This window comes from Rhizorhabdus sp. P4_G6 (genome assembly GCF_056401045.1).
Map to the genome: position 1 here is coordinate 1 of NZ_JBFUKC010000026.1, position 20955 is coordinate 20955.

The following is a 20955-nucleotide window of genomic DNA, read 5'->3' on the forward strand; positions in this document are numbered from 1 at the left end:
AAGCCCGACGACGCGGCGCTGCTGGCGGCGGCGGCGCGGCTGTGCCAATAAGACGGCCAGAGAGCGAAAAGAGACGAGCCGAGCATGCCCGATCCCGTCGACCCCTATAGCCAGCGACGCCGGTCGTGGACGCCGATCCTGGCGTCGATGGTGGTGGCGCTGCTGCTCGGCATGGCGGCCATGGCCTGGTTGTTCCATCGCTTCGACAGCGTCGCCGAGATCGTCAAGCCGGCGCCCCCGGTCATCGCCACGCCCGCGCCGCCACCCCGCCCTGCGCTCGTCAACATCGCGCCCGCGCCGCCGACCGAGGTGGTCGAGACGATCGTCGACCGCCGGATCGACACGATCGAGGACAAGATCGATGATATCGGCCAGCGCGCCGCCGTCGCTACGAGCGAAGCCCATCGCGCCGAGGGCCTGCTCGTTGCCTTCGCCGCGCGCCGCGCCATCGACCGCGGTGCGCCGCTCGGCTATCTGGAAGGCGTGTTGCGCGACCGCTTCGGCAGCATCGAACCGCAGGCCGTCGCGGTGGTGATCAGCGCCTCGCGCCAGCCAGTCACGGTCGACCAGCTGCGCGATCAGCTCGATGCGCTCGAGCCGCAGCTATCGATGGCTTCGGCGAATGAAGGCTGGTGGGAAGGCTTCCGCCGCGAACTGGCGGACGTCATCGTGATCCGCAGCGCCTCGGCGCCATCGGTCGCCCCGGTGGACCGGCTCGCCCGCGCCCGCGATGATCTCGCCGCAGGGCATGTCGACGCCGCGCTGGCCGAGATCGCGCGCCTGCCCGGCCGCAAGGCCGCCACGGCCTGGATCGCCAGCGCGCGCCGCTACGTCCAGGCGCGCGTCGCACTGGATCGGATCGAAACGGCGGCGCTGCTGCAGCCGGCGAACAATCCCGATTAGATCACGGGTCAGAAATCGACCGCCACGCCCTTGAGCTCCCAGTCGCCATAGCGGGTGGGATCCGGTCCGTTGCGACCGCCCGACTCCGGTTCGGGCCGGATCTCCTCGGGAGCAGGAACCGGCGTGTTCGGCGAAAGGTGCGCCGGGGGTTTGACATGGGGTGGGCGTTTTCCGGACATGGCGATCATCCTTGGCCGCGCATGATTGAAGAGCGCCGCACTCTTCCCCACATTGGCTTTGGAAGGAGCAAAGGCAAGATGAACATGGTGAAGACGACCATGCTGCTGGCGGCGCTCACCGCGCTGTTCATGGCACTCGGCTTTACGATCGGCGGTTCCGGCGGAGCGATGGTCGCGATGCTGGTGGCCGCGGGCATGAACCTGTTCACCTTCTGGAACGCCGACAAGATCGTGCTGCGCATGCATGGCGCGCGCGAAGTCGATGCCTCCGCCTGCCCCGAATTCGTCGGCCTGGTCCATGGGCTTGCACGCCGCGCCGGCCTGCCGATGCCGCGCGTCTACCTGATCGACAGCCCGCATCCCAACGCCTTCGCGACCGGCCGCAATCCGGCCAACGCGGCGGTCGCGGCGACCACCGGCCTGCTCGGCATGCTCGACCGCGACGAGATCGAGGGCGTGATGGCGCACGAACTCGCCCATATCCGCCACCATGACACGCTGATCATGACGATGACCGCGACGATCGCCGGCGCGATCTCGATGCTCGCCAACTTCGGCATGTTCTTCGGCAATGGCCGCCGCGATGGCGGGCAGATATTGGCGACGATCCTCGCGGTCGTTGTTGCGCCGTTCGCCGCGATGCTGGTGCAGATGGCCATCAGCCGCTCGCGGGAATATGGCGCAGATCGCGGCGGCGCGGAGATCTCCGGCAAGCCGCGCGCCCTTGCATCGGCGCTCGCCAAGCTCGCGCAGGGCGCTGCCCGCATCCCCAACCCGGTGGTCGAACGCAATCCGGCCGCGGCAGCGCTGTACATCGTGCCGGGCGTGCAGCGCGGCGGCGACAGCATGTTCTCGACCCACCCCGCGACCGAGAACCGGATCGCCCAACTCGAGATGATCGCCAGCGAGATGGGCGTGCCGATTCGATCGCGCAATGTCACGCCGATGACAACGCCGCCGCGCCGCGCCGCCATCTCGTCGGTGCCGAAGACCAAGCGGCGGAGCAGCGCTCTCGATCCGCGCGGGCGGGGCTGAACTTCCGGTCTTCGGACCACATCCCTCGACTTCGCGCGGTGCGAACGGCTAAAGCGCGCGGGTGAAAGAAGATCCCACCGGAACCGCCACCCGCCGCGCGGCACTGCGCCTGCTCGATGCGGTGTTGCGCCGCGGCCTGCCCCTCGAAGCCGCGATGGATGGCGCCTGCGGCGACCTGGAGCGGGCGGATGACCGTGCCTTCGCCCATGCCATCGCCGCAGAAGTGCTGCGCCGCACGGGCGATCTCGATGCGCTGATCGATGCCGCCACCGAGCGCCCGCTGCCGCCGGATGCCAAGGCCCGCATGGTGCTGCGCATGGCGCTGGTCCAGGCGCTCGCCATGAAGACGCCGCAGCATGCCGCCATCGCGACGGTGCTGCCGCTGGTCGATGGCGGCCCGCGCAAGCTGGTCCACGGCGTTTTCGCCCATGTGCTGCGCGACGGCGGCACCCTGCCCGACCCCCCGCACCTGCCATCCGAGGTGGCGGATCGCTGGGCCAGGTCGTGGGGCGCGAAAGCGGTGGAAGCCGCGCGGCTCTCGATCGCGGCGCCGCCTCCCGTCGACCTGAGCTTCAAGCCCGGCGTCGACCTCGCCGACTGGGCGGGACGCCTCGAAGGCGAGAGCCTGGCCTCCGATCATGTCCGCATCCCCGCCGGACGTCGCGTCGTCGATCTGCCGGGCTACGACGAGGGGCTGTGGTGGATCCAGGATATCGCGGCGTCGATCCCGGCCCGGTTGCTCGGCAAGGGCGACGGTCGGCGCGCGCTCGACCTGTGCGCGGCGCCCGGCGGCAAGACGATGCAGCTGGCCAGCAATGGCTGGGCCGTGACCGCGGTCGACCTGTCTGAAGCCCGGATGGGACGTCTCGCCGAGAACCTCGCCCGCACCGGCCTCAGCGCCGCTCTCGCCGTCGCCGACGCGGCCGGCTTCGCCGATGGCGCCCCCTATGATGGCGTGCTGCTCGACGCGCCCTGCTCCGCCACCGGTATTTTCCGCCGCCATCCGGACGTCCTCCACCGCGCCGGCCCGCGGGCCATCGCCGAGGCGGCGGACATGCAGGCCCGGCTGATCGACCATGCCGCAGGGCTGGTCACGGCGAACGGCGTATTGATCTATGCCGTGTGCTCGCTGGAAGCCGACGAAGGCGAGCAGATCGCCAAGACCTTCCTATCGCGCCACGCCGACTGGCGCCTCGACCCCGTCGCCGCCGCCGAGCTGCCGCCCGGCTTCGTGCCGGACAAGGTCGGTCGCGTCCGTATCCGGCCGGGCGCCCTTGCCGGCGAAGGCGGCGCGGATGGCTTCTTCATCGCACGGTTCAGGCGCACATGACGGCCGAAGCAGGCCGATGGCCGCGCGCGCTTGCCCGCCCCTTCCCACCCCGCTAATCCGAGGCAATCATGACCAGCCCCATCCGCATCGCGCCATCCATCCTCTCCGCTGACTTCGCCAGGCTGGGGGAGGAAGTCCGCGCCATCGACGCCGCGGGAGCGGACTGGATCCATGTCGACGTGATGGACGGGCATTTCGTGCCGAACATTACGATCGGCCCCGCGGTGGTGAAGGCGCTGCGCCCGCACAGCGCCAAGCCCTTCGACGTCCACCTGATGATCTCGCCGGTCGATGCGTTCCTCGAGGACTTCGCCAATGCCGGCGCGGACATCATCACGGTCCATCCCGAGGCCGGCCCCCATACCCATCGCACCATCCAGCGCATCAAGGCGCTGGGCAAGAAGGCCGGCGTTTCGCTCAATCCCGCGACCCCGGCCAAGATGCTGGACTATCTGATCGATGACATCGATCTCGTGCTGGTGATGAGCGTCAATCCGGGCTTCGGGGGGCAGAGCTTCATCGACAGCCAGCTGCGCAAGATCGAGGCGATCCGCAAGATGATCGACAAGACCGGCAAGGCGATCGATCTCGAAGTCGACGGCGGCATCGACGTCAACACCGCCCCGCGCGCGATCGCCGCCGGCGCGACCGTGCTGGTGGCAGGCACCGCCAGCTTCAAGGGCGGCCCGACGGCCTATGCCGGCAACATCGCGGCTTTGAAGCAGGCGTGAGCATCGCGTGATGAGCGAGGGCGGCGGGCCCGGCTACGGCGACAGCGTTGAGCCTGGCCGACGCCTGATCCGCGTCGAGCACGACAAGAGCCATTCGCTCGCCGAACGCTTGGCCGGACGACTGCACGCTCTGGCCTGGCGCACCCCCGTCCACGGGCTGCGGCTGCGCGGCCACTATCCGCTCAAGCTGTACGACGTGCCGGCCGATCCGATCGAAGGCATGGTTCGCCTCGGCGGCGCGATGCTGGACGGGGAGATATTGTGGCAGGGCGAGAGCGTCACGATCGAGGGCTATGACTTTCGGCCGCGCGCCATGTCCGCGGCATTCAGCGACCATCTCCAGAGCTTCGCCTGGCTGCGCGACCTGAGCGCCGCGGGGCCGCGCCAGCGGGTGGCGCCGATCGCGGAGCTGCTGACCCGCCGCTGGCTGGACGCGTTCGGCCGGCAGATCCACGAGGCGGCGTGGCGCCCCGACCTGTGGGGACGGCGCATCCTGTTCTGGGGCTGCCACGCGCCGCTGATCATGTCGTCCGACGAACTGCGCGGCCCGGTCCTCAACGCGCTCAACCGCGGCGCCAAGCATCTCGATCGCAGCGCCGACAAGGCCGCGCCCGGGCTCGCGCGCATCGCTGCCTGGATCGGCGTGGTCGCTGCCGGCCTGCTGATCCCGGGCGGCGAGCTGCGCCAGATCCATGGCGAGAGGGGTCTTGCCCGCGCCCTGGACGCAGCAATGCACGGCGACGGCGGGCTCGTCAGCCGGTCGCCGGTCGAGCAGATGGATCTCGTCGCCCTGCTGGCGATGCTGCGGCGCTATTACGAGATGCGCGGCCAGACCCCGCCCGTCGCCTTCAGCGAGGCGCTCGGCCGGGCGGTGCCGCCGCTGCTCGGGCTGAGCCTGGGCGATGGCGGGCTATCGAGCTGGCAAGGCTCGGCGCCGATCGACGGCGGCAGGATCGACGCGGTCGTCACGGCCTCCGGCATTCGCGCACGGCCGCTGCGGCAGTCGCGCGAATGGGGCTATCAGCGCCTGTCGATGGGACAGACCCGCATCGTCGTGGACGCCGCCCCGCCGCCGATCTCGCGCTTCGCCGCCGATGCCTGTGCCTCGACGCTGGCCATGGAATTGTCCGACGGTCCCTGGCGGTTGATCGTCAATTGCGGCGGAGGCCGCGGCGCGAACAATGCGCTGCATCCCGATCTCGCCCAGGCGCTGCGCAGCACCGCCGCCCACTCCACCCTGGTGATCGACGACAGCAACTCGACCGCGGTCCATTCCGACGGAACCCTGGGGAAGGGGGTGTCGGAACTCGAGCTCGATCGGCAGGAGGATCTGCACGGCAGCGTCATCGACATGCGCCACGACGGCTATGTCCGGAGGTTCGGGATGGCGCACCGCCGCAAGATCACGATCGGGCCCGGCGGCCGCGAAGTGCGCGGCCTCGATGCGCTGCTGCCGCAGGGCCGGCGCGCGCGCGGCAACGGGGTCGACTATGCGATTCGCTTCCACCTGGCGCCCGGCGTCGAGGTCTCCGCTACGGCCGACGGCTCGGGTGCGCTGCTGCGGATCGGGGAAGGCGCGCTGTGGCGCTTCCGCGCCATCGGCGGCGAGGTGGCGATCGAGGACAGCGTGTGGATCGACTCGCGCGGACGCCCGCAACCGACCCGTCAGCTGGTGATAGCCGGCCCGGTGGCCGCACAGGGCATCGAGGTCACCTGGATCCTCGCCAAATCCGGTTGATCGATATCCTCCGGCGCGGCGGTCCATCGGCAGGCCGAATCGATCGTCCAATTGCCCGCGACGATTGCGATTGCGGCGGAAACCGCGCACCATCGCCCGGCTAGACCCTGATCGGTTCAGGCTGAATCAGCCCGAGCCGTGAATCAAGGTCTAAACCATAGATAAAAAGCCCGATTCACCCTTTCGGTGAAAGCGCGTAGCGCTTCCACCTTGAACGATCAGGCTCTGGCTGGAGAGGTCGCGTGAACCATTCGGTAATCCTCACGGTGGTCGGCAGCGATCGGCCCGGCCTGACGCGCGCGATCGCCGACGCCGTCTATGCGGCTGGGGGGAACTGGCTCGAGAGCCACTTGTCGCGCCTCGGCGGCAAATATGTGGGGTCGGTGCTCGTGGAACTGCCGCAGGCGCGGCTGGCTGAGCTGGAAGCGGCAGCGCGCGGGATCGACGCGGTGGGGCTGAAGGTCGACATCATCGCCTCGTCGGGCACAGCCCGGCGCGGCGGCGAGCCGCTCGTGATCGAGATCGTCGGTCAGGATCGCGCGGGCATCGTCCGCGAAGTGACCACGGTTCTTGCCGGCCTGGACGTCAACATCGAGGACTTCGCGACCGCGATCGAGGACAGCGCGTGGTCTGGCGCGCCGCTGTTCCGCGCGAAGGCGCGCCTGCTGATCCCCTCGAACATATCGACCGACACAGTCCGCGAGGCGCTCGAGCGGATATCGGGTGAAATCATGGTCGATTTCAGCGCGCATCCGGAAGTCGCCTGATCAGCTCTCCGCCAGATCCAGGCCCGCCACTGGATCAAGGTACGCCCCGGACACCGGCGAGGCTGCTCCGCGATGCCAGCGACCAAGGCGCAGCTCGAAAATTGCGGCTGTTGCCGGATGCCACGCGCCGACGCCTCGCGGCGAGCCGTGAGCGGCGCGCAGCAGCGGCCCGCGTCTCGCCGGGACGCACATCGTAGCAAGCCAGCAGCGGCGGAGCTGACGCAATTTTCCAGGCCCTGGCCCCGCGGGTCGGCTGGTGCGTTATAGCCAGCGAGCCCCTATTATCCCGGAGAAGCTGATGATCGACCCATTCACCGCCTGGATGCGCCTCGCGACAGCAGGGTTCGACATCTCCCGCACCGGCCATCGCGCCTCTGATCTGATGCAGGCGTCCGGCGAGGTCGTGCAGAAGCGCTCGGACATGATGGCCGCAGCCATGCGCTCGCCGGTCGATGGCAACTATGTCGAGCTCGCGAAGATGGTACCGGAAAAGGTCGAGGCATTCTCCAGCGCCGGTATCGCGATCGCTCGTCAGTGCTGGGCCATGCAGGCAGCTTTCCTCGCGGAGGCACAGCATCTCGGAGCGCTGTTCGCACGGGGCCGCGCGCCCAGCATGGCAGAGCTTATCGAGCTGGCAGCGCGCACCACCGCCTATGTCGTCACCAGCGCCGAGAATATGGCTAGGCTTGGGGCGGTTGGCCTGGCCCCAGTGCATCGCACCGCAACCGCAAACGCCCGGCGCCTGAAGCGCGCGTAACGATTGCAACCCATGTTAAAATCCAGCGTTCTCAATGTCTTGTTTGAAAAGAGGCGCGCGAATGAGGGGAGACAAGGCCGGAGCCGCGTTCGAAGGAGACGCTCCAGCGGCAGCCGCGTGCGAAGCTTTGCGCGACAGACGCGAACTTGCCCTCGTTGCGGTGGAACGCACGCGCACGCCGATGATGGTCACCGATCCAAGACAGCCGGACAGCCCGATCGTACTGGCCAACCAGGCTTTTCTCGATTTGACGGGCTATGATGCCGATGAAGTGATCGGCCGCAATTGCCGGTTCCTGCAGGGCCCGGAGACCGATCCTGCGGCGATCGACGAGATCCGCCGCGGCTTGCGCGAGCGGCGGCGTGTCGATGTCGAGCTGCTCAACTATCGCAAGGATGGCTCGGCCTTCTGGAACCAGCTTTCGATAAGCCCGGTGGAAGACGAGGACGGCCAACTCATTTACCATTTCGGTTCGCAGCGCGAAGCGACGGAGCAACGCCGCGCCCGGGCGATGGAGGAAACCGAACGCCTGTTGCTGATGGAGGTCAACCATCGGGCGCTCAATGCGCTTGCGCTGGTGCAGAGCATCGTCAGACTCAGCAGCGCCGACGACGCCCAATCCTATGCCCGGGTCGTGAACGACCGGATCGATGCGCTCACGCGCGCGCATAGGCTGTTGGCCCGGAACGGGTGGGCCGGAGCGACGCTCGACGAAATATTGAGCCTGGAGATACCCGCCCATGGGGGTGCTCGGATACGCGCGGGCGGGCCGGCTCTGCCGGTCGCCGCACGGATCGTCCAGCCACTGGCACTGGTGATCCACGAACTGCGGACCAATGCGGAGCGCCACGGAGCGCTGTCGCGTCCGGATGGCCAGATGGAGGTCTGCTGGAACGCCCGGGATCATTGGGCAGAGATCGAGTGGCGCGAGTCGGGCCTTCCGGCGCCCATCGAAGAACCCGCTGCGACGAGATTCGGGCTGAACATCGCGGAAGGCGTGATCCGACGCCAGCTGGACGGCACAAGCGAGTTCCGCTGGGCGAATGATGGGCTGTCGGTCAGGCTGGAGTTCCCGACGGGGGTCGGCGACGATCTGCGCGTGGATCGGCGCGCGTCGAAAGCCTGAGCGTCCGGCGGACGCGGGCCGCCACGCTATTCCAGCGCGAGCGCGAGCTGCTCGGCGGTAACGATCAGTTCCTCCTCGCCCTCCCCGAGGCTCGACAACGTCACCCCGAGCAGGCGCACCCCCTGCTGGACCGGCTCCAGCGCGGCGAGCAGCCCGAGCGCGACCTCACCGATCCGCGCCGCGTCGGCGATCGGCGCCGGCAAGGTGCGGGCTCGTGTCAGGGTACGGAAGTCGGCATAGCGCAACTTGATCGACACGGTGCGCCCCGCTTTCCCGGTGCGCTCGGCGTGGCGCGCGACCGTCTCCGCAGACTCGGTCAGCGCCGCGGCGAGATCCTCATGCGCGTAAAGGTCGGTGAAGAAGGTATTCTCCGACCCGATCGACTTGCGCACCCGATCCGGACGCACCGGACGATGATCGATCGCGCGGGCGGCGAGATAGAAATAATCGCCCGATTTGCCGAATTGCTGCGACAGGAACTCGCGGCTGCAGCGGCGCAGGTCGGCGCCCGAATGGATGCCGAGCTTCTCCATCCGGGCTGCCGTCACCGGCCCGACGCCGTGGAAGCGCGACACCGGCAAGCGCGCGATGAAGTCGAGCCCCTGTTCGGGGCGGACCACGCACAAGCCGTCTGGCTTGTTATGGTCCGATGCCAACTTGGCGATGAACTTATTGTAGGAGACGCCCGCCGACGCGGTCAGCCCCGTCTCCTCCCTGATCCGCGCGCGGATCGCCCGGGCGACATCGGTAGCGGTCGCGATTCCCTGGTGGTTTTCGGTAACGTCGAGATAGGCTTCGTCGAGCGAGAGCGGCTCGATCAGATCGGTATAGTCGGCGAAGATCGCCTGGATCTGGCGCGACACCTCGCGATACACGTCGAAACGCGGCCGCACGAAGACAAGGTCCGGGCACTGCCGCCGCGCCACGGCCGAAGCCATCGCCGATCGCACCCCGAATCTGCGCGCCTCGTAGCTTGCCGCCGCCACGACGCCGCGTTCGCGGGTGCCGCCCACCGCGACCGGCTTGCCGCGCAGCGCCGGGTCGTCGCGCTGCTCGACCGACGCATAAAAGGCATCCATGTCGATGTGGATGATCTTGCGGCCGCCTTCGGCCGAACCATCGGGTGCCAGCGCCTGTTCGGGTCGATCCATGGAACAAAGCAGATACAACAGAGCGCCGGCCCGCGCCAGAGGCCGTTTCATCGCCGGCCTCGCCCCGCAACGGAACTCCCCCGTTGCCCTCGCGTTTTTTGCTCGATTCCAAGGAGAAACGATCATGGCTTCTAGAAATACATCTACGCGGTCGCGTTCGACTGTCGCGAAAGCTGCTCCCAGGAAGCGTGGTGCCGGCTCATCTGCGCGCCCCCAGTCCCTCGCCGATGAGGCGAAGACGGCCGTGCGGTCGGTGCGCACCCGCGCGTCCCGCGCCGTCAAGAAGGTCCCCACCGACAGGACCAGCGTATCGATTGCTTTTGGCGTGCTTGCCGGCCTGGTCGGCGCCGGCTTTGCGATCTTCATGAACCGCGACCGGCTCCGCGACGTTGCATCGAGCAGCGGCGAGCGGCTGAAAAAGGCCGCGGATGATCTGTCGACGATGGCGCATGAGCGCATCGACCAGGCACGCGACAACATCACCAGGTTCCGCTCGCGCAACGAGCAGACGCCCTCGCACGAGACGCCCGAATCGGTGGCGGTCAACGGCTGAAGCCTGGCTGTCCCCACGCGGGACGGCAAAGGCGGACATGGAGGGCGGCGCGGCTTCACAGCCGCGCCGCCCTCCTCCATTCTAGACCGATGCGATTCGACCCGACTAGCGAGCGCTGGCGTTACGACCTGCGGCTGTTTCTGCTGGCCTATGTGCTGGGCATCATCGCCTTCAGCGCACTGGTGCCCTGACCGTCATAGCCGACGGCCGAGCCGGTCAGTCGCAGGCCTTGTGCAACAGCCAGGCCAGCCAGGCGGCGCCGATGCTGCCCACCGCGACGATCAGCAGCGTCTCGGCGACAGACACGCCCATATGCACCATTCCCGCCAGGATCAGCGTCGCCGCCACCATCGCGCCGGAATTGACGATGTTGTTCGCAGCGACCGTCCGCGCGGTCTGCGCCTTGGCAACCGTGGTGGTGAGAAAGGCGTAGAGGGGCACCACGAACATGCCGCCGGCGATCGCGACGCCGAGAAGGTCGATCATCACCCGCTCGCCATGGGGCGCGGCGATGAACGCCCGGAAGTCAAGCAGCGGACCCTGCGGCACCGGCCAAGAATGGGCGGTCCACCACAGGTCGCAGACAAATGCGCCCATCACCAGCGCCGCGATGGGCGAGCAGCGGGCCGACACCGTGCCGCCGAGGATCCGGTTGACCGCAATCGAGCCGATCGCGACTCCGACCGAAAAAATTGCAAGAAACAGCGTCGCCACGTCCTGGTTGGCGCCCAGCACATTCTTCACGAGCGGCGGGAACTGCGCCGCGAGCACCGTGCCCTGTGCCCAGAAGAAGCTGATCGCGCAGATGGCAAGGAACAGCCGCCGGACATGCATCGTGTCCGACACCAGCTTTATCGACGAGCGGATGATGTGGAAATCGACCCCGGCGTCCTGGATCATCGGCGGTGCCGGGGGAACCTGCCGGGCGGTCAGCCAGCCGAGGCAGGCCACCGCCAGCACGCCGACCGCCGCCTGCTCGGAGGGGATGATGCCGCCGACGATCGTGCCGGCAAGGATCGCGATATAGGTGCCCGCCTCGACCAGGCCTGTACCCGGCAGCACCTGATCATCCTCGAGGTGCTGGGGCAGAATCGCATATTTGATCGGGCCGAAAAAGGTCGAGTGGGCGCCCATCGACAGCAGCGCGAGCAGCATCAACGGGATATTGCCGAGGATGAGACCGGCCGCGCCGGCGATCATGATGACGATCTCGGCGGTCTTCACCAGCCGGATGATCTGCGCCTTGTCGTGGCAATCGGCGAGCTGGCCCGACAGCGCCGAGAACAGGAAGAATGGCAGGATGAACAACCCGCCGGCGACAGCCGAGAATGCCGCCTCCTGCGCCGGATCGTTATAGATACGATAGATCACGAGCATGATCATCGCGGTCCGGAACAGGTTATCGTTGAACGCCCCCAGGAACTGGGTGGCAAACAACGGCAGGAACCGGCGCTTGGCGAGAAGCCGGAAAGACGGGGTCATAGGGGGATATTGCGCCTTATGTGTCGTTGCCGGCATCGTTCGGGCGCTCCCATAGCCGATAGCAGTGGCGAGGTCCAAGCCCGATAACCGCAGCGCGGGTCAGTTCCGGGACTCCCGCGATATGGCCGATCCATTCTTTCCGGGGTTGGTGTCGCGCCCCGCCTGCAGGCGGGGGCTTATCTCTTGCGTTCATCCACGCTAGAGCATCCTGCAGATGCTGACGCTGCCGAACATCCTGACGCTTTCCCGCATCCTGGCGGTGCCGATCCTCGTCTTCCTGCTGTGGCCCGAGCCGCGGCAGTTCGAATATGGGCTGGCGTTCGGCCTCTATGCGCTGATGGCGATCACCGATTATTTCGACGGCTATCTGGCGCGGGCGCAGGGAGCCGTGTCCAAGCTCGGCATCTTCCTCGATCCGATCGCCGACAAGATCATGGTGGCGGCGGTCATCCTGATGCTGGTGCTGACGCGGGATGTCTCCGGCTTCGCGACGATCGCCGCGCTGGTCATCCTGCTGCGCGAGATCGCCGTGTCGGGGCTGCGCGAGTTCCTCGCCGGGGTCCAGGTGTCGGTGCCGGTCAGCAAGCTCGCCAAGTGGAAGACGACCCTCCAGCTCGTCTCGCTGGGCGCCATCATCCTCGGCAATGCCGTTCCCGAGTGGAGATGGATCGAACAGCTCGGTTTGTTCAGCCTGTGGGCCGCGGCCGCGCTCACGCTGATCACCGGCTGGGATTATCTGCGCGTCGGCATCAAGCACATGGACTAGGCCAGCGACATGGTGATCGAAATCCTCTACTTCGCACGCATCCGGGAAGCGATCGGCCGCAGCGCCGAGACCGTGACACCCCCGGACGAGGTCGTCACGCTCGCCGACCTGGTGGCGTGGCTCGCGGCGCGTGGCGGCGGCTATGCGGAGGCGTTCGCCGACCGCGGCCAGGTCCGCGCCGCGATCGGAGATGCCTTCGCCGATCCGGAGACGCCGATCGCCGGCGCGCGCGAGATCGCGCTCTTCCCCCCGGTGACGGGCGGATGAGCGCCGAGATGCGAATCCTGGTCGATACCGGGGAGATCGACGTCGGCGCCGAGCTCGCCAGGCTCGAAGCGCTCGGCGGGGGCGGCGTAGCGAGCTTCACCGGCATCGTGCGCGGCGGAGCGGGGCTGACGGCACTCGAACTCGAACATCATCCCGGCGTGACCCTGGCGATGATGACCCGCATTGCCGAGGATGCCGCGGCGCGGTGGCCGCTGCTCGGCGTCACCGCGATCCACCGCCACGGCCGGCTGCTGCCCGGCGAGCGCATCGTGCTGGTCGCCGCGGCCTCGCCGCACCGCGCCGCCGCGCTCGAGGCGACCGCCTTCCTGATCGACTGGCTCAAGACCCGCGCGCCCTTCTGGAAGAAGGAATATTTCGCGGACGGGACGAGCCGCTGGGTCGAAGCGCGGGCGGAAGACGACGAAGCTGCCGCGCGTTGGACCAAATAGCTATGAGCGTACAGGAGCTGCCCGACCTGCTGGCCGCCATCGCCGATGGCGACCGCGTCGCCTTCACGCGTTTCTACGAGCGGACATCGGCAAAACTTTTTGGAGTTGTCCTGCGTATCTTGCCCGAAAGGTCGGTGGCTGAAGACGCGATGCAGGATGCCTATGCGAAGATCTGGCGGAATGCCGCGGGCTATGATGCCCGGCGCGGCAGTCCGATAACCTGGGCGGCGACGATCGCGCGCAACGTGGCGATCGACCTGCGGCGCCGCGAGCACCCGCGCGGCCGCATCCGCGATGAGGATTTCGACTTCGACGCGATGAGCGATCCAGCCGGCGGGGTTTCGGCCGAGGACATGGCGGCGCTGCGCGCCTGCCTGGACCGGCTCGACCCCGAACAGCGCGCGCTGATCCTGGCGGCCTATCTGAACGGCGAGAGCCGCGAGGAACTGGCCGAACGGCTCGGTCATCCGACCGGCACGATCAAGAGCTGGCTGCACCGCGGCCTCGCCCGGCTGAAGGGCTGCCTGGATGGCTGACGACATCGACATGCTCGCCGGCGAATATGTGCTCGGCACGCTCGACGAGGCGGAGCGGCGGGCATTCCAGCGCCGCCTGCTGACCGATCGCGACGCGGCCGCGGCGGTGGCCCGCTGGGAGGAGCGCCTGTCGCCGCTGCTGCTCGCGGTGCCGGAGGTCGAGGCTCCGGCCGGCCTCATTGACCGGATCGACGTCGGCGCCCGCCCGGCCAACGATAATCGCCCGCTGCGCCGCTGGCAGGCGGCAACCGCCGCCGCCGCGCTGCTCGCCGTTGTGAGTTCGGGCCTGGCCTTGCGCCCGCGGCTCGTGGCGCCTCCATCGGTGACCCAGCCGACGCGGCCACCGTTGTTCCAGTCGGTGGCCGCGCTCAGCGAAAGCGGGGGCGCTCCGGCGCTGCTGGTCACCTATGATCAGGCAACCAGGAAAATGCGGGTAACCCCGGTCAACGTCTCACCGCGCCCCGGCCATAGCCTCGAACTATGGGTGATCGCCGGCAAGGCAGCCCCGAGATCGATCGGCCTGATGCACGACGAGGGCGCCACGGCCCTTGATCGCATGGCGCTGGACATCAAGCAGGACATGACCATCGCGGTGTCGGTGGAGCCGCGTGGCGGATCGCCCACGGGCCTGCCCACCGGCCCGGTTGTCTATTCGGGCCGGATGATCACCCTGCCGACCAGCTGATACGCGACGCAACCTACCGGGCGCCTTTTCCACCTGTTCGATGAATGGGCGATGACGGAGCCGGAAAGCCTCTTCCCCGTCATCCCCGCTTCGGCAGCTACGGCCTTCACACATTTTCCTTTTGTTCGTCATCCCAGCCCTTCGGCTGCCTGCAAGGCAGGCGCTCAGCAACCGTATTGCAGGTGAAGGTATTGTTGGAACCCATGGAGTGCCATGTTCGATGATCTCTTCGTGCGAGTGACGAAGTGTGAAGCCCATAGGCGCGGTAAAGGGGCGATCACTCCGCCGCGCGCAGCGCCTCTGCCAGCAGGTTGAACTCCTTCTCGCGCGGCGAGCCCCGCCGCCAGGCCAGCGCGATGCGGCGCGAGGGATGTTCGGCATCAAGCCCCTTGGCGACGACATGGGTGTTGTCGAGGATGCCCGCATCGAGCGCCATCGCCGGCAGCAGCGTCACGCCCAAGCCGTTGTCGACCATCTGCACCAGCGTGTGCAGCGAGGTGCCGAGCATCGCCGCCTCCGCCCGCAGCTCGGGCCGATTGCACGCAGACAGGACATGATCCTTCAGGCAGTGGCCATCCTCGAGCAGCAGCAGCCGGCTCTCATCGATCGCATCGGCACTGATCGTATGCGCGCTGCCCGGAATCTCCCCGTCGCGAAACGCGATGAACAGCCGGTCGAGGAACAGGTCGACCGATTCAATGTCGCCGCAATGATAAGGCAGCGCCAGCAGCACGCAGTCGACATGGCCGCGATGAAGCGAGTCGCACGCGGCGCTGGTGGTCTCTTCGCGAAGATAGAGCTTCAGGTCGGGCCAGGCCGCGCGCAGCCTGGGTAGGATCCGCGGCAGCAGGAACGGCGCGATGGTCGGGATGACGCCCATGCGCAGGTCGCCCGACAGCGGCTTGCCGGCCGAGCGCGCAAGATCGCCGAGTTCCTCGGCCTCGCGGAGCACGCGCTGCGCCTTGTCGGCGATCCGCAGGCCAAGCGGCGTGAACCGCACGACCCGGCGGGTGCGCTCGACCAGGGTGATGCCGATCAGCGACTCCAGTTCGCGCAATCCGGCGGACAATGTCGACTGGGTGACGAAACAGGCTTCGGCTGCGCGCCCGAAATGGCCGTGGTCGCGCAGCGCGACCAGATATTGAAGTTGCTTGAGGGTGGGAAGATAGGTGGCCATTCATCGCCTCACTCGATCATTGCTGGCGGAATAATCAATTTGATTGCTAAGGTCCACCCTGCCATCAGACGTGCTCCAAACCAAAGCCCCTAGGAGATACACAGTGGCCCTTACCGTTGGTGACAAGTTTCCCGCCCTGGTTCTTCCGGTCCAGCAGGGCACGTCCGCACTCCCCGCAGGCGAGACGATCGACACCGGCAATAGCGGTGGCAAGTGGAAGGTCGTGTTCTTCTGGCCGAAGGACTTCACGTTCATCTGCCCGACCGAGATCATCGGCTATGGCGAGCTGCAGCGCGATTTCGCCGATCGCGACGCGGTGCTGATCGGCGCCTCGACCGATACGGATTTCGTCCATTTCGCGTGGCGCAAGTCGGACGAGCGCCTGGCCAAGTGCGATTTCCCGTGGATCGCCGACAACCAGAAGAAGCTCGCCAATGCGCTCGGCATCGTCGACCCCGAAGCGGGCGTCGCCTATCGCGCGACCTATATCGTCGATCCGCACAATGTGATCCAGCACGTCACGGTCAACGGCCTCAACCAGGGCCGCAACCCGGCCGAGGCGATCCGCGTGCTCGACGCGCTTCAGACCGACGAGCTGTGCCCGTGCAATTGGCATGCCGGTGAAGAGGTCCTCAAGCCTGCTGCCTGATCCCCTCTTCAGGTAGCCGCCGCGCCGAGCCCCCCACGGCGCGGCCTAATGGGCGTGGAGGACTCCTGACGGACCTCCGCGCCCCTTTTTTGTTCGAGTCTTCCCAACAGGAGCCCCCCATGTCCCTCAAGGAATTTGCCGACGCGCTGCCGGACTATGCAAAGGATATCCGGCTCAACGTCGGCTCGCTGCTCAGCGACCAGACGCTGAGCGACCAGCGCAAATATGGGTTGCTGCTCGCCTGCGCCCACGGCAGCGGCTACAAGCCGATCGTCGACGCCGCCGAGGCCGAGGTGGTGGGCAAGCTGACCCCCGAAGCGGCGAACGCCGCCCGCGCATCGGCCGCCGTCATGGCGATGAACAATGTCTATTACCGCTTCGTCCATCTCGCCTCGAACAAGGAATATGGGCAGATGCCGGCCAAGCTCAGGATGAACGTGATCGGCTCGCCCGGCATCGAGAAGGTCGACTTCGAACTGTTCAGCCTCGCCGTTTCGGCGATGAACGGGTGCGGACTGTGCATCGACAGCCATGAGAAGGTGCTGCGCCAGCACGAGGTCGCCAGCGACGTGATCCAGACCGCCGCGCGCGTCGGGGCCGTGATCAAGGCGGCCGCGACGGTTCACGCAACCGCGGCCTGAGCAGGAATCCTCCCTCTCCGGGGGAGGATTTTCCCTGCCAGATAAGCCCAGCCTATCACGTACCGCTCAGGAACATCTTTCCAGCACGGAACGGTCGTCCTATATTGGCGGTTCGCGCTGCGTGGTCCCTGAAGGAAGGCCGATGTTCGACGGACTGATTTCCTATCTCGACTCGATCAAGGCCCGGGATCCCGCGCCGCGCTCGCGCTGGGAGGTTTTGCTCTATCCCGGCGTCCTGGCGCTGGGTCTGCACCGCATCGCGCACTGGCTGTTCCAGGCGGAACTCTATTTCCTCGCCAGGCTGGTGAACCACTTCTCGCGGATGATCACCGCGATCGACATTCATCCCGGCGCACAGATCGGCCGCAACTTCTTCATCGATCATGGCTTCGTCGTGATCGGCGAGACCGCGGTGGTCGGCGACGACGTCACCATCTACCAGGGCGCCACGCTCGGCGGCACCAACCCGACCAGCGGCGAAGGCGGCAAGCGCCACCCGACCATCGGCGACGGCGCGATCGTCAGCCTGGGCGCGGCGATCCTCGGCCCGATCACGATCGGCCGGCGCGCGCGGGTCGGCGCGAATGCCGTCGTTACCCGCGATGTCGCGGAGGGCCAGGTGGTCGTGGGCATCCCCGCCAAGCCGATGCTGGTCGATGCCCGTGAATATCAGCGCGGTTTCGTGCCCTATGGCACGCCGTGCAGCGAACGCTTCGATCCCCAGACCCAGCAGCTCGAGATATTGCGCTGCGAGCTGGAGACATTGCGGGGCCGCATCGCGATGCTGATCGACGAACGCGATGCCGCACGGGAAAAGATTGCGGAAGCCAAGATTGCTGAGGCGAAAATCACCGGGGACCGTGAACGCGCCTGATGGGCACGGTATCTCCCTTCCCGGGAAAGCCGTTGCAGATCGGCTTCGACCGTCTCGAACTCTCTCGCATCCTCGATCTGTACGGCCGCATGGTCTCCGCCGGCCTGTGGCGTGACTATGCGATCGATCTCGGCCGCGACGCCGCGTCGTTCGCGGCATTCCGCCGCGCCGCCGAGCGGCCCGAATACCGCATCGAGAAACGCCCCGCCCTGCGTAACCGCCAGGGCATGTGGGCGCTGATCGGGGAAGGCGGCGCCATCCTCAAGCGCGGGCCGGAACTCGGCCCGGTGCTGGCGCCGGTCGAGCGGCGGCTGATGAAGCTGGTGAGCGAGTAATCGGCACGCGCGGCTCGTAAATCGTCGGCGTCATCCTGAACTTGTTTCAGGATCCACCCCTTCTCCTGGTTTTCATCCGGGTGGATGCGTGGATGCTGAAACAAGTTCAGCATGACGAGAATAGCTGAATCAGGCCGCCACGCGCCTGTCCGTCACCGGCAGCCGCACCGCCATGTCCGCCGGCAGCAGACCCACCACGAAGCGCCGGGCGCCGGTCCAGAAGGCGGAGAGCAGCAGCAGCGCGGAACCGATGATCAGCGCCGTGAGGCCGAAGGAGAGGTCGACCACGCCGCTCTGCTCGATCAGGCTCGACAGCGCATAGAGCACATAGATGAGCGCCGACACCATCAGCGCGCGGCGGTCGATCGCCAGCGCCACGAAACCGAGCCCGATATACAGCAGGACGACGATCGCGGCCTGCGCGGGCGCGGCGGTACCCTCAAGCATGCCCATCATCGCGAAGATCGGATGGACCAGCATCGGCGCGGCCAGCAGGTGCAGCCAGAAGGCGACGTCGGAGCGGCGGGTGGTGCGCGTCCGATCGCTCATGTCCCACCACATCGCCAGCGCGAACACGGAGAACCCGGCGAGCAGCATCAGCTTGAGGACATGCTCGCCCAGGCCCGGCACCGCCGCGACGGCGAGCGCGAGCAGCAGGCCGGCGAGCGCCGCCGCCCCCGCGGCCACCGTGATCGGCACCTGGAAACGGCGCCAGTGCAGCCAGACCGCGCCCGCCGTCAGCGCCGCCGCGCCGGCCATGACGAGCGCCATCGTCCGTTCATCGCCCGACTGTGCACCGGCGATCCCGCCGAACAGCACGGAAAAACCGCCGAATACGCCACCGGCATAGGCAAGCAGCAGGATGATGCTGGGCAGCGCCATGCGCCGCTCACGCGTGAAATATTCGGCAAGCCCCCAGGCCGTGGCGGCGACCGCGAAGCCCCCGACCGGTGCCGGGCCATATTCGGGGGCGAACAGGCGGACCATGTTGCCGAGCCAGCCCATCGCCACCAGCATCAGCACCGCCGCGATCGACACGAAGATATCGTTGAACCCGGTCAGCAGCCGGAAGCTCTCCTCGTCCGCCGCCGGTATGGCGCGCAACGCGGCGACATGGCTGCGGAACGACGCGGCGGCCTCCGCGCTGAGCGCCCCCGCCTCGACGGCGCCGTTGATATCGCTCTCGCTATACACAGGACTCTCCCGATGATCCGGGGGTGTGATAACATTGCTGTGTTATTATGGCAATACACTTAAGCCCTGTCCGCTCGGGCCGGGTGGGGCACGAAGAGGATTAGCTCGGGATAGGCGGGAGAGGAAACCGCGTGCCCTCACCCTCCCACAGCGGCGCGGCGAGCCCCTCCCTCTCCCCTGAAGCGAGAGGGGTTGAGTTTTAGATCATGCCCTCGCTGTCCAGCGCGTAGCCGGCGGAGCGGACGGTGCGGATCACGTCGGGAGCATCGGCGAGGTTGATCGCCTTGCGGAGCCGGCGGATGTGCACGTCGACAGTGCGCGGCTCGATGTCGCTGTCCCTCCCCCAGACCGAATCCAGCAGCCGCTCGCGCGAGAAGACGCGGCCGGGATGTTCGAGGAAATGCCTGAGCAGCCGGAACTCGGTCGGCCCGAGCATGATCGGGCTGCCGCCGCGGCGCACGCGGTGGCTGGCGGTGTCCATCTCGATATCGGCATAGGCCAGCCGCTCGCCGGCGAGCCCCGGACGCACCCGGCGAAGCACCGCCGCGACCCGGGCGAGCAGTTCGCGCGGACTGAAGGGCTTGGTGACATAATCGTCGGCGCCGGTTTCCAGCCCGCGCACGCGATCCTCTTCCTCGCCGCGTGCGGTGAGCATGATGATCGGCACATTGGCCGTGTCGGGCATGCGGCGCAGCCTGCGGCAGACCTCGATGCCCGATACGCCTTCGATCATCCAGTCGAGCAGGACGAGATCGGGCGGCGTCTCGCGGGCGAGCAGGATCGCTTCCTCGCCGTCGCCGGTGCGTTCGACGTCGAAATCCTCGCGTTCAAGATGCCAGCTGACGAGCTCGGCAAGCGCGGCATCATCCTCGACCAGGAGGACGCGCGCACGCGCCATCAGGCGTCTCCGGCGAGGGGGTCCTCGCCCTTCGCCCGCTCGGCCATCTGCCGGCCGGTCGCCGCGAAATAGACCATCTCGGCGACGTTGGTCGCGTGATCGCCGATCCGCTCGATATTCTTGGCGATGAACAGCAGGTGGGTCGACGCGGTGATGTTTTGCGGATTTTCCATCATGTGGGTCAACAGCGTGCGGAACAAGCTGTTGTAGAAGTCGTCGACCGCCCGGTCGCGCGCGGAGACCGCGACCGCGGCATCGGCATCGCGCAGCACGAAGGCATCGAGGACGTTGCGCACCATCTCGGTCGCGACCTTGCCCATTTCCGGCAGCACCGACATCGCCTCCATGCCGCGCGCGTCCTGCAGCAGCGGTGCGCGCTTGGCGATATTCTTGGCATAATCGCCCATGCGCTCGACCACGCCCGCTATCTTCAGCGCGGCTAGGACTTCGCGAAGATCGTCGGCCATCGGCGCGCGCAGCGCTATCAGACGGACCACCCGGCGTTCGATCTCGGCCTCGAGCTCGTCGATCTTGCGATCGCCCTCGACGATCAGCGCCGCGGATTCCAGGTCGCGGTTGACCAGCGCTTCCAGCGAGCCGGTGATCGCCGCCTCCGCCCTGCCGCCCATTTCCGATATCAGCGCCCGGAGCTGTCCCAGATCCTCGTCGAACGCCTTTACCGTATGTCCCGTTGCCATGGTTTCACTTTCCTTGAGCGCCAGAGGCCAGCGC

General features: G+C 67.4%; 25 protein-coding genes. 18 read left to right on the plus strand and 7 right to left on the minus strand.

The genetic code is table 11. From position 1 onward, the window contains the following. The first annotated feature begins 84 nt into the window (after positions 1–84). On the plus strand, positions 85–903 hold the full coding sequence (locus AC1DPF_RS17300; RefSeq protein WP_477872736.1) for a hypothetical protein: 819 nt from the start codon (positions 85–87) through the stop codon (positions 901–903). Positions 904–911: 8 nt separating this feature from the next. On the opposite strand, the gene AC1DPF_RS17305 is transcribed toward AC1DPF_RS17300, so the two are convergent. Further along, the gene (locus tag AC1DPF_RS17305; RefSeq protein WP_477872921.1) at positions 912–1091 is read right to left on the minus strand and encodes a DUF1674 domain-containing protein; all 180 of its coding nucleotides are present in this window, start codon (positions 1089–1091) and stop codon (positions 912–914) included. A gap of 69 nt (positions 1092–1160) precedes the next feature. Here AC1DPF_RS17305 and htpX point away from each other — a divergent pair, with 69 nt between their 5' ends. From htpX to lov, 7 genes are all read left to right on the plus strand, one after another. Continuing rightward, on the plus strand, positions 1161–2117 hold the full coding sequence (htpX, locus tag AC1DPF_RS17310) for a zinc metalloprotease HtpX (RefSeq protein ID WP_477872734.1): 957 nt from the start codon (positions 1161–1163) through the stop codon (positions 2115–2117). Between the two features lie 61 nt (positions 2118–2178). Next, the gene (locus AC1DPF_RS17315) at positions 2179–3447 is read left to right on the plus strand and encodes an RsmB/NOP family class I SAM-dependent RNA methyltransferase (protein ID WP_477872732.1); all 1269 of its coding nucleotides are present in this window, start codon (positions 2179–2181) and stop codon (positions 3445–3447) included. 68 nt (positions 3448–3515) lie between these two features. Then, positions 3516–4178: a ribulose-phosphate 3-epimerase gene (gene rpe / locus AC1DPF_RS17320; protein ID WP_477872730.1), complete on the plus strand. Its 663-nt coding sequence runs from the start codon at positions 3516–3518 to the stop codon at positions 4176–4178. Between the two features lie 10 nt (positions 4179–4188). Continuing rightward, positions 4189–5916, plus strand: a complete 1728-nt coding sequence (locus AC1DPF_RS17325) for a heparinase II/III family protein (RefSeq protein WP_477872728.1) — start codon at positions 4189–4191, stop codon at positions 5914–5916. Between the two features lie 242 nt (positions 5917–6158). Continuing rightward, positions 6159–6683 (plus strand): glycine cleavage system transcriptional repressor, encoded by a 525-nt coding sequence (locus AC1DPF_RS17330; RefSeq protein ID WP_477872726.1) that lies wholly within the window; start codon positions 6159–6161, stop codon positions 6681–6683. 298 nt (positions 6684–6981) lie between these two features. Continuing rightward, a complete protein-coding gene (locus AC1DPF_RS17335; protein ID WP_477962585.1) occupies positions 6982–7440 on the plus strand; it encodes a hypothetical protein in 459 nt (152 codons plus the stop codon). A 61-nt stretch (positions 7441–7501) separates the two neighbouring features. After that, the gene (lov, locus tag AC1DPF_RS17340) at positions 7502–8566 is read left to right on the plus strand and encodes a blue-light-activated histidine kinase (protein ID WP_477962587.1); all 1065 of its coding nucleotides are present in this window, start codon (positions 7502–7504) and stop codon (positions 8564–8566) included. A 26-nt stretch (positions 8567–8592) separates the two neighbouring features. Here the strand turns inward: lov and dinB are convergent, their stop codons facing one another. Continuing rightward, positions 8593–9717 (minus strand): DNA polymerase IV, encoded by a 1125-nt coding sequence (gene dinB, locus AC1DPF_RS17345; protein ID WP_477962589.1) that lies wholly within the window; start codon positions 9715–9717, stop codon positions 8593–8595. Positions 9718–9970: 253 nt separating this feature from the next. Between dinB and AC1DPF_RS17350 the strand changes: the two genes are divergently transcribed. Continuing rightward, positions 9971–10270, plus strand: a complete 300-nt coding sequence (locus tag AC1DPF_RS17350) for a hypothetical protein (protein WP_477962591.1) — start codon at positions 9971–9973, stop codon at positions 10268–10270. A gap of 216 nt (positions 10271–10486) precedes the next feature. Here the strand turns inward: AC1DPF_RS17350 and AC1DPF_RS17355 are convergent, their stop codons facing one another. Beyond that, a complete protein-coding gene (locus AC1DPF_RS17355; protein WP_477872718.1) occupies positions 10487–11752 on the minus strand; it encodes an MFS transporter in 1266 nt (421 codons plus the stop codon). Between the two features lie 214 nt (positions 11753–11966). On the opposite strand from AC1DPF_RS17355, the gene pgsA reads away from it, so the two are divergent. From pgsA to AC1DPF_RS17380, 5 genes are read left to right on the plus strand one after another with little or no spacing between them, the layout of a single operon-like run. Next, entirely contained in the window at positions 11967–12518 is a 552-nt protein-coding gene (gene pgsA, locus AC1DPF_RS17360) for a CDP-diacylglycerol--glycerol-3-phosphate 3-phosphatidyltransferase (protein WP_477872716.1), read from the plus strand. 9 nt (positions 12519–12527) lie between these two features. Next, entirely contained in the window at positions 12528–12785 is a 258-nt protein-coding gene (moaD, locus tag AC1DPF_RS17365; RefSeq protein ID WP_477872714.1) for a molybdopterin converting factor subunit 1, read from the plus strand. A gap of 8 nt (positions 12786–12793) precedes the next feature. After that, entirely contained in the window at positions 12794–13234 is a 441-nt protein-coding gene (locus AC1DPF_RS17370; protein ID WP_477872712.1) for a molybdenum cofactor biosynthesis protein MoaE, read from the plus strand. 2 nt (positions 13235–13236) lie between these two features. Next, the gene (locus AC1DPF_RS17375) at positions 13237–13770 is read left to right on the plus strand and encodes a sigma-70 family RNA polymerase sigma factor (RefSeq protein WP_477872710.1); all 534 of its coding nucleotides are present in this window, start codon (positions 13237–13239) and stop codon (positions 13768–13770) included. Beyond that, complete coding sequence (locus tag AC1DPF_RS17380) at positions 13763–14455, plus strand: anti-sigma factor (RefSeq protein WP_477962594.1); 693 nt, start codon at positions 13763–13765, stop codon at positions 14453–14455. Before AC1DPF_RS17375 ends, AC1DPF_RS17380 begins: the two co-directional genes overlap by 8 nt. 277 nt (positions 14456–14732) lie before the next feature. Here AC1DPF_RS17380 and AC1DPF_RS17385 read toward each other — a convergent pair whose 3' ends face one another. Then, on the minus strand, positions 14733–15632 hold the full coding sequence (locus AC1DPF_RS17385; protein ID WP_477962596.1) for a LysR substrate-binding domain-containing protein: 900 nt from the start codon (positions 15630–15632) through the stop codon (positions 14733–14735). 103 nt (positions 15633–15735) lie between these two features. Here AC1DPF_RS17385 and AC1DPF_RS17390 point away from each other — a divergent pair, with 103 nt between their 5' ends. The 4 genes from AC1DPF_RS17390 to AC1DPF_RS17405 all read left to right on the plus strand — a co-directional run bounded on the left by AC1DPF_RS17390 (position 15736) and on the right by AC1DPF_RS17405 (position 18131). Beyond that, positions 15736–16281 (plus strand): peroxiredoxin, encoded by a 546-nt coding sequence (locus AC1DPF_RS17390; RefSeq protein WP_477872705.1) that lies wholly within the window; start codon positions 15736–15738, stop codon positions 16279–16281. Between the two features lie 119 nt (positions 16282–16400). Continuing rightward, positions 16401–16922 carry an alkylhydroperoxidase, AhpD family gene (gene ahpD, locus AC1DPF_RS17395; RefSeq protein ID WP_477872703.1) on the plus strand — a complete coding sequence of 174 codons (522 nt, stop codon included), beginning with the start codon at positions 16401–16403 and terminating at the stop codon, positions 16920–16922. 142 nt (positions 16923–17064) lie between these two features. Beyond that, a complete protein-coding gene (epsC, locus tag AC1DPF_RS17400) occupies positions 17065–17796 on the plus strand; it encodes a serine O-acetyltransferase EpsC (RefSeq protein ID WP_477872701.1) in 732 nt (243 codons plus the stop codon). Next, entirely contained in the window at positions 17796–18131 is a 336-nt protein-coding gene (locus tag AC1DPF_RS17405) for a DUF2794 domain-containing protein (RefSeq protein WP_477962598.1), read from the plus strand. Before epsC ends, AC1DPF_RS17405 begins: the two co-directional genes overlap by 1 nt. A 129-nt stretch (positions 18132–18260) precedes the next feature. Here AC1DPF_RS17405 and AC1DPF_RS17410 read toward each other — a convergent pair whose 3' ends face one another. From AC1DPF_RS17410 to phoU, 3 genes are all read right to left on the minus strand, one after another. Further along, the gene (locus AC1DPF_RS17410) at positions 18261–19325 is read right to left on the minus strand and encodes a hypothetical protein (protein WP_477962600.1); all 1065 of its coding nucleotides are present in this window, start codon (positions 19323–19325) and stop codon (positions 18261–18263) included. 199 nt (positions 19326–19524) lie between these two features. Continuing rightward, positions 19525–20223, minus strand: a complete 699-nt coding sequence (gene phoB / locus AC1DPF_RS17415; protein ID WP_477872695.1) for a phosphate regulon transcriptional regulator PhoB — start codon at positions 20221–20223, stop codon at positions 19525–19527. Then, complete coding sequence (gene phoU, locus AC1DPF_RS17420) at positions 20223–20921, minus strand: phosphate signaling complex protein PhoU (protein WP_477962602.1); 699 nt, start codon at positions 20919–20921, stop codon at positions 20223–20225. The genes phoB and phoU overlap by 1 nt, the downstream gene beginning before the upstream one ends. Positions 20922–20955: the final 34 nt, after the last annotated feature.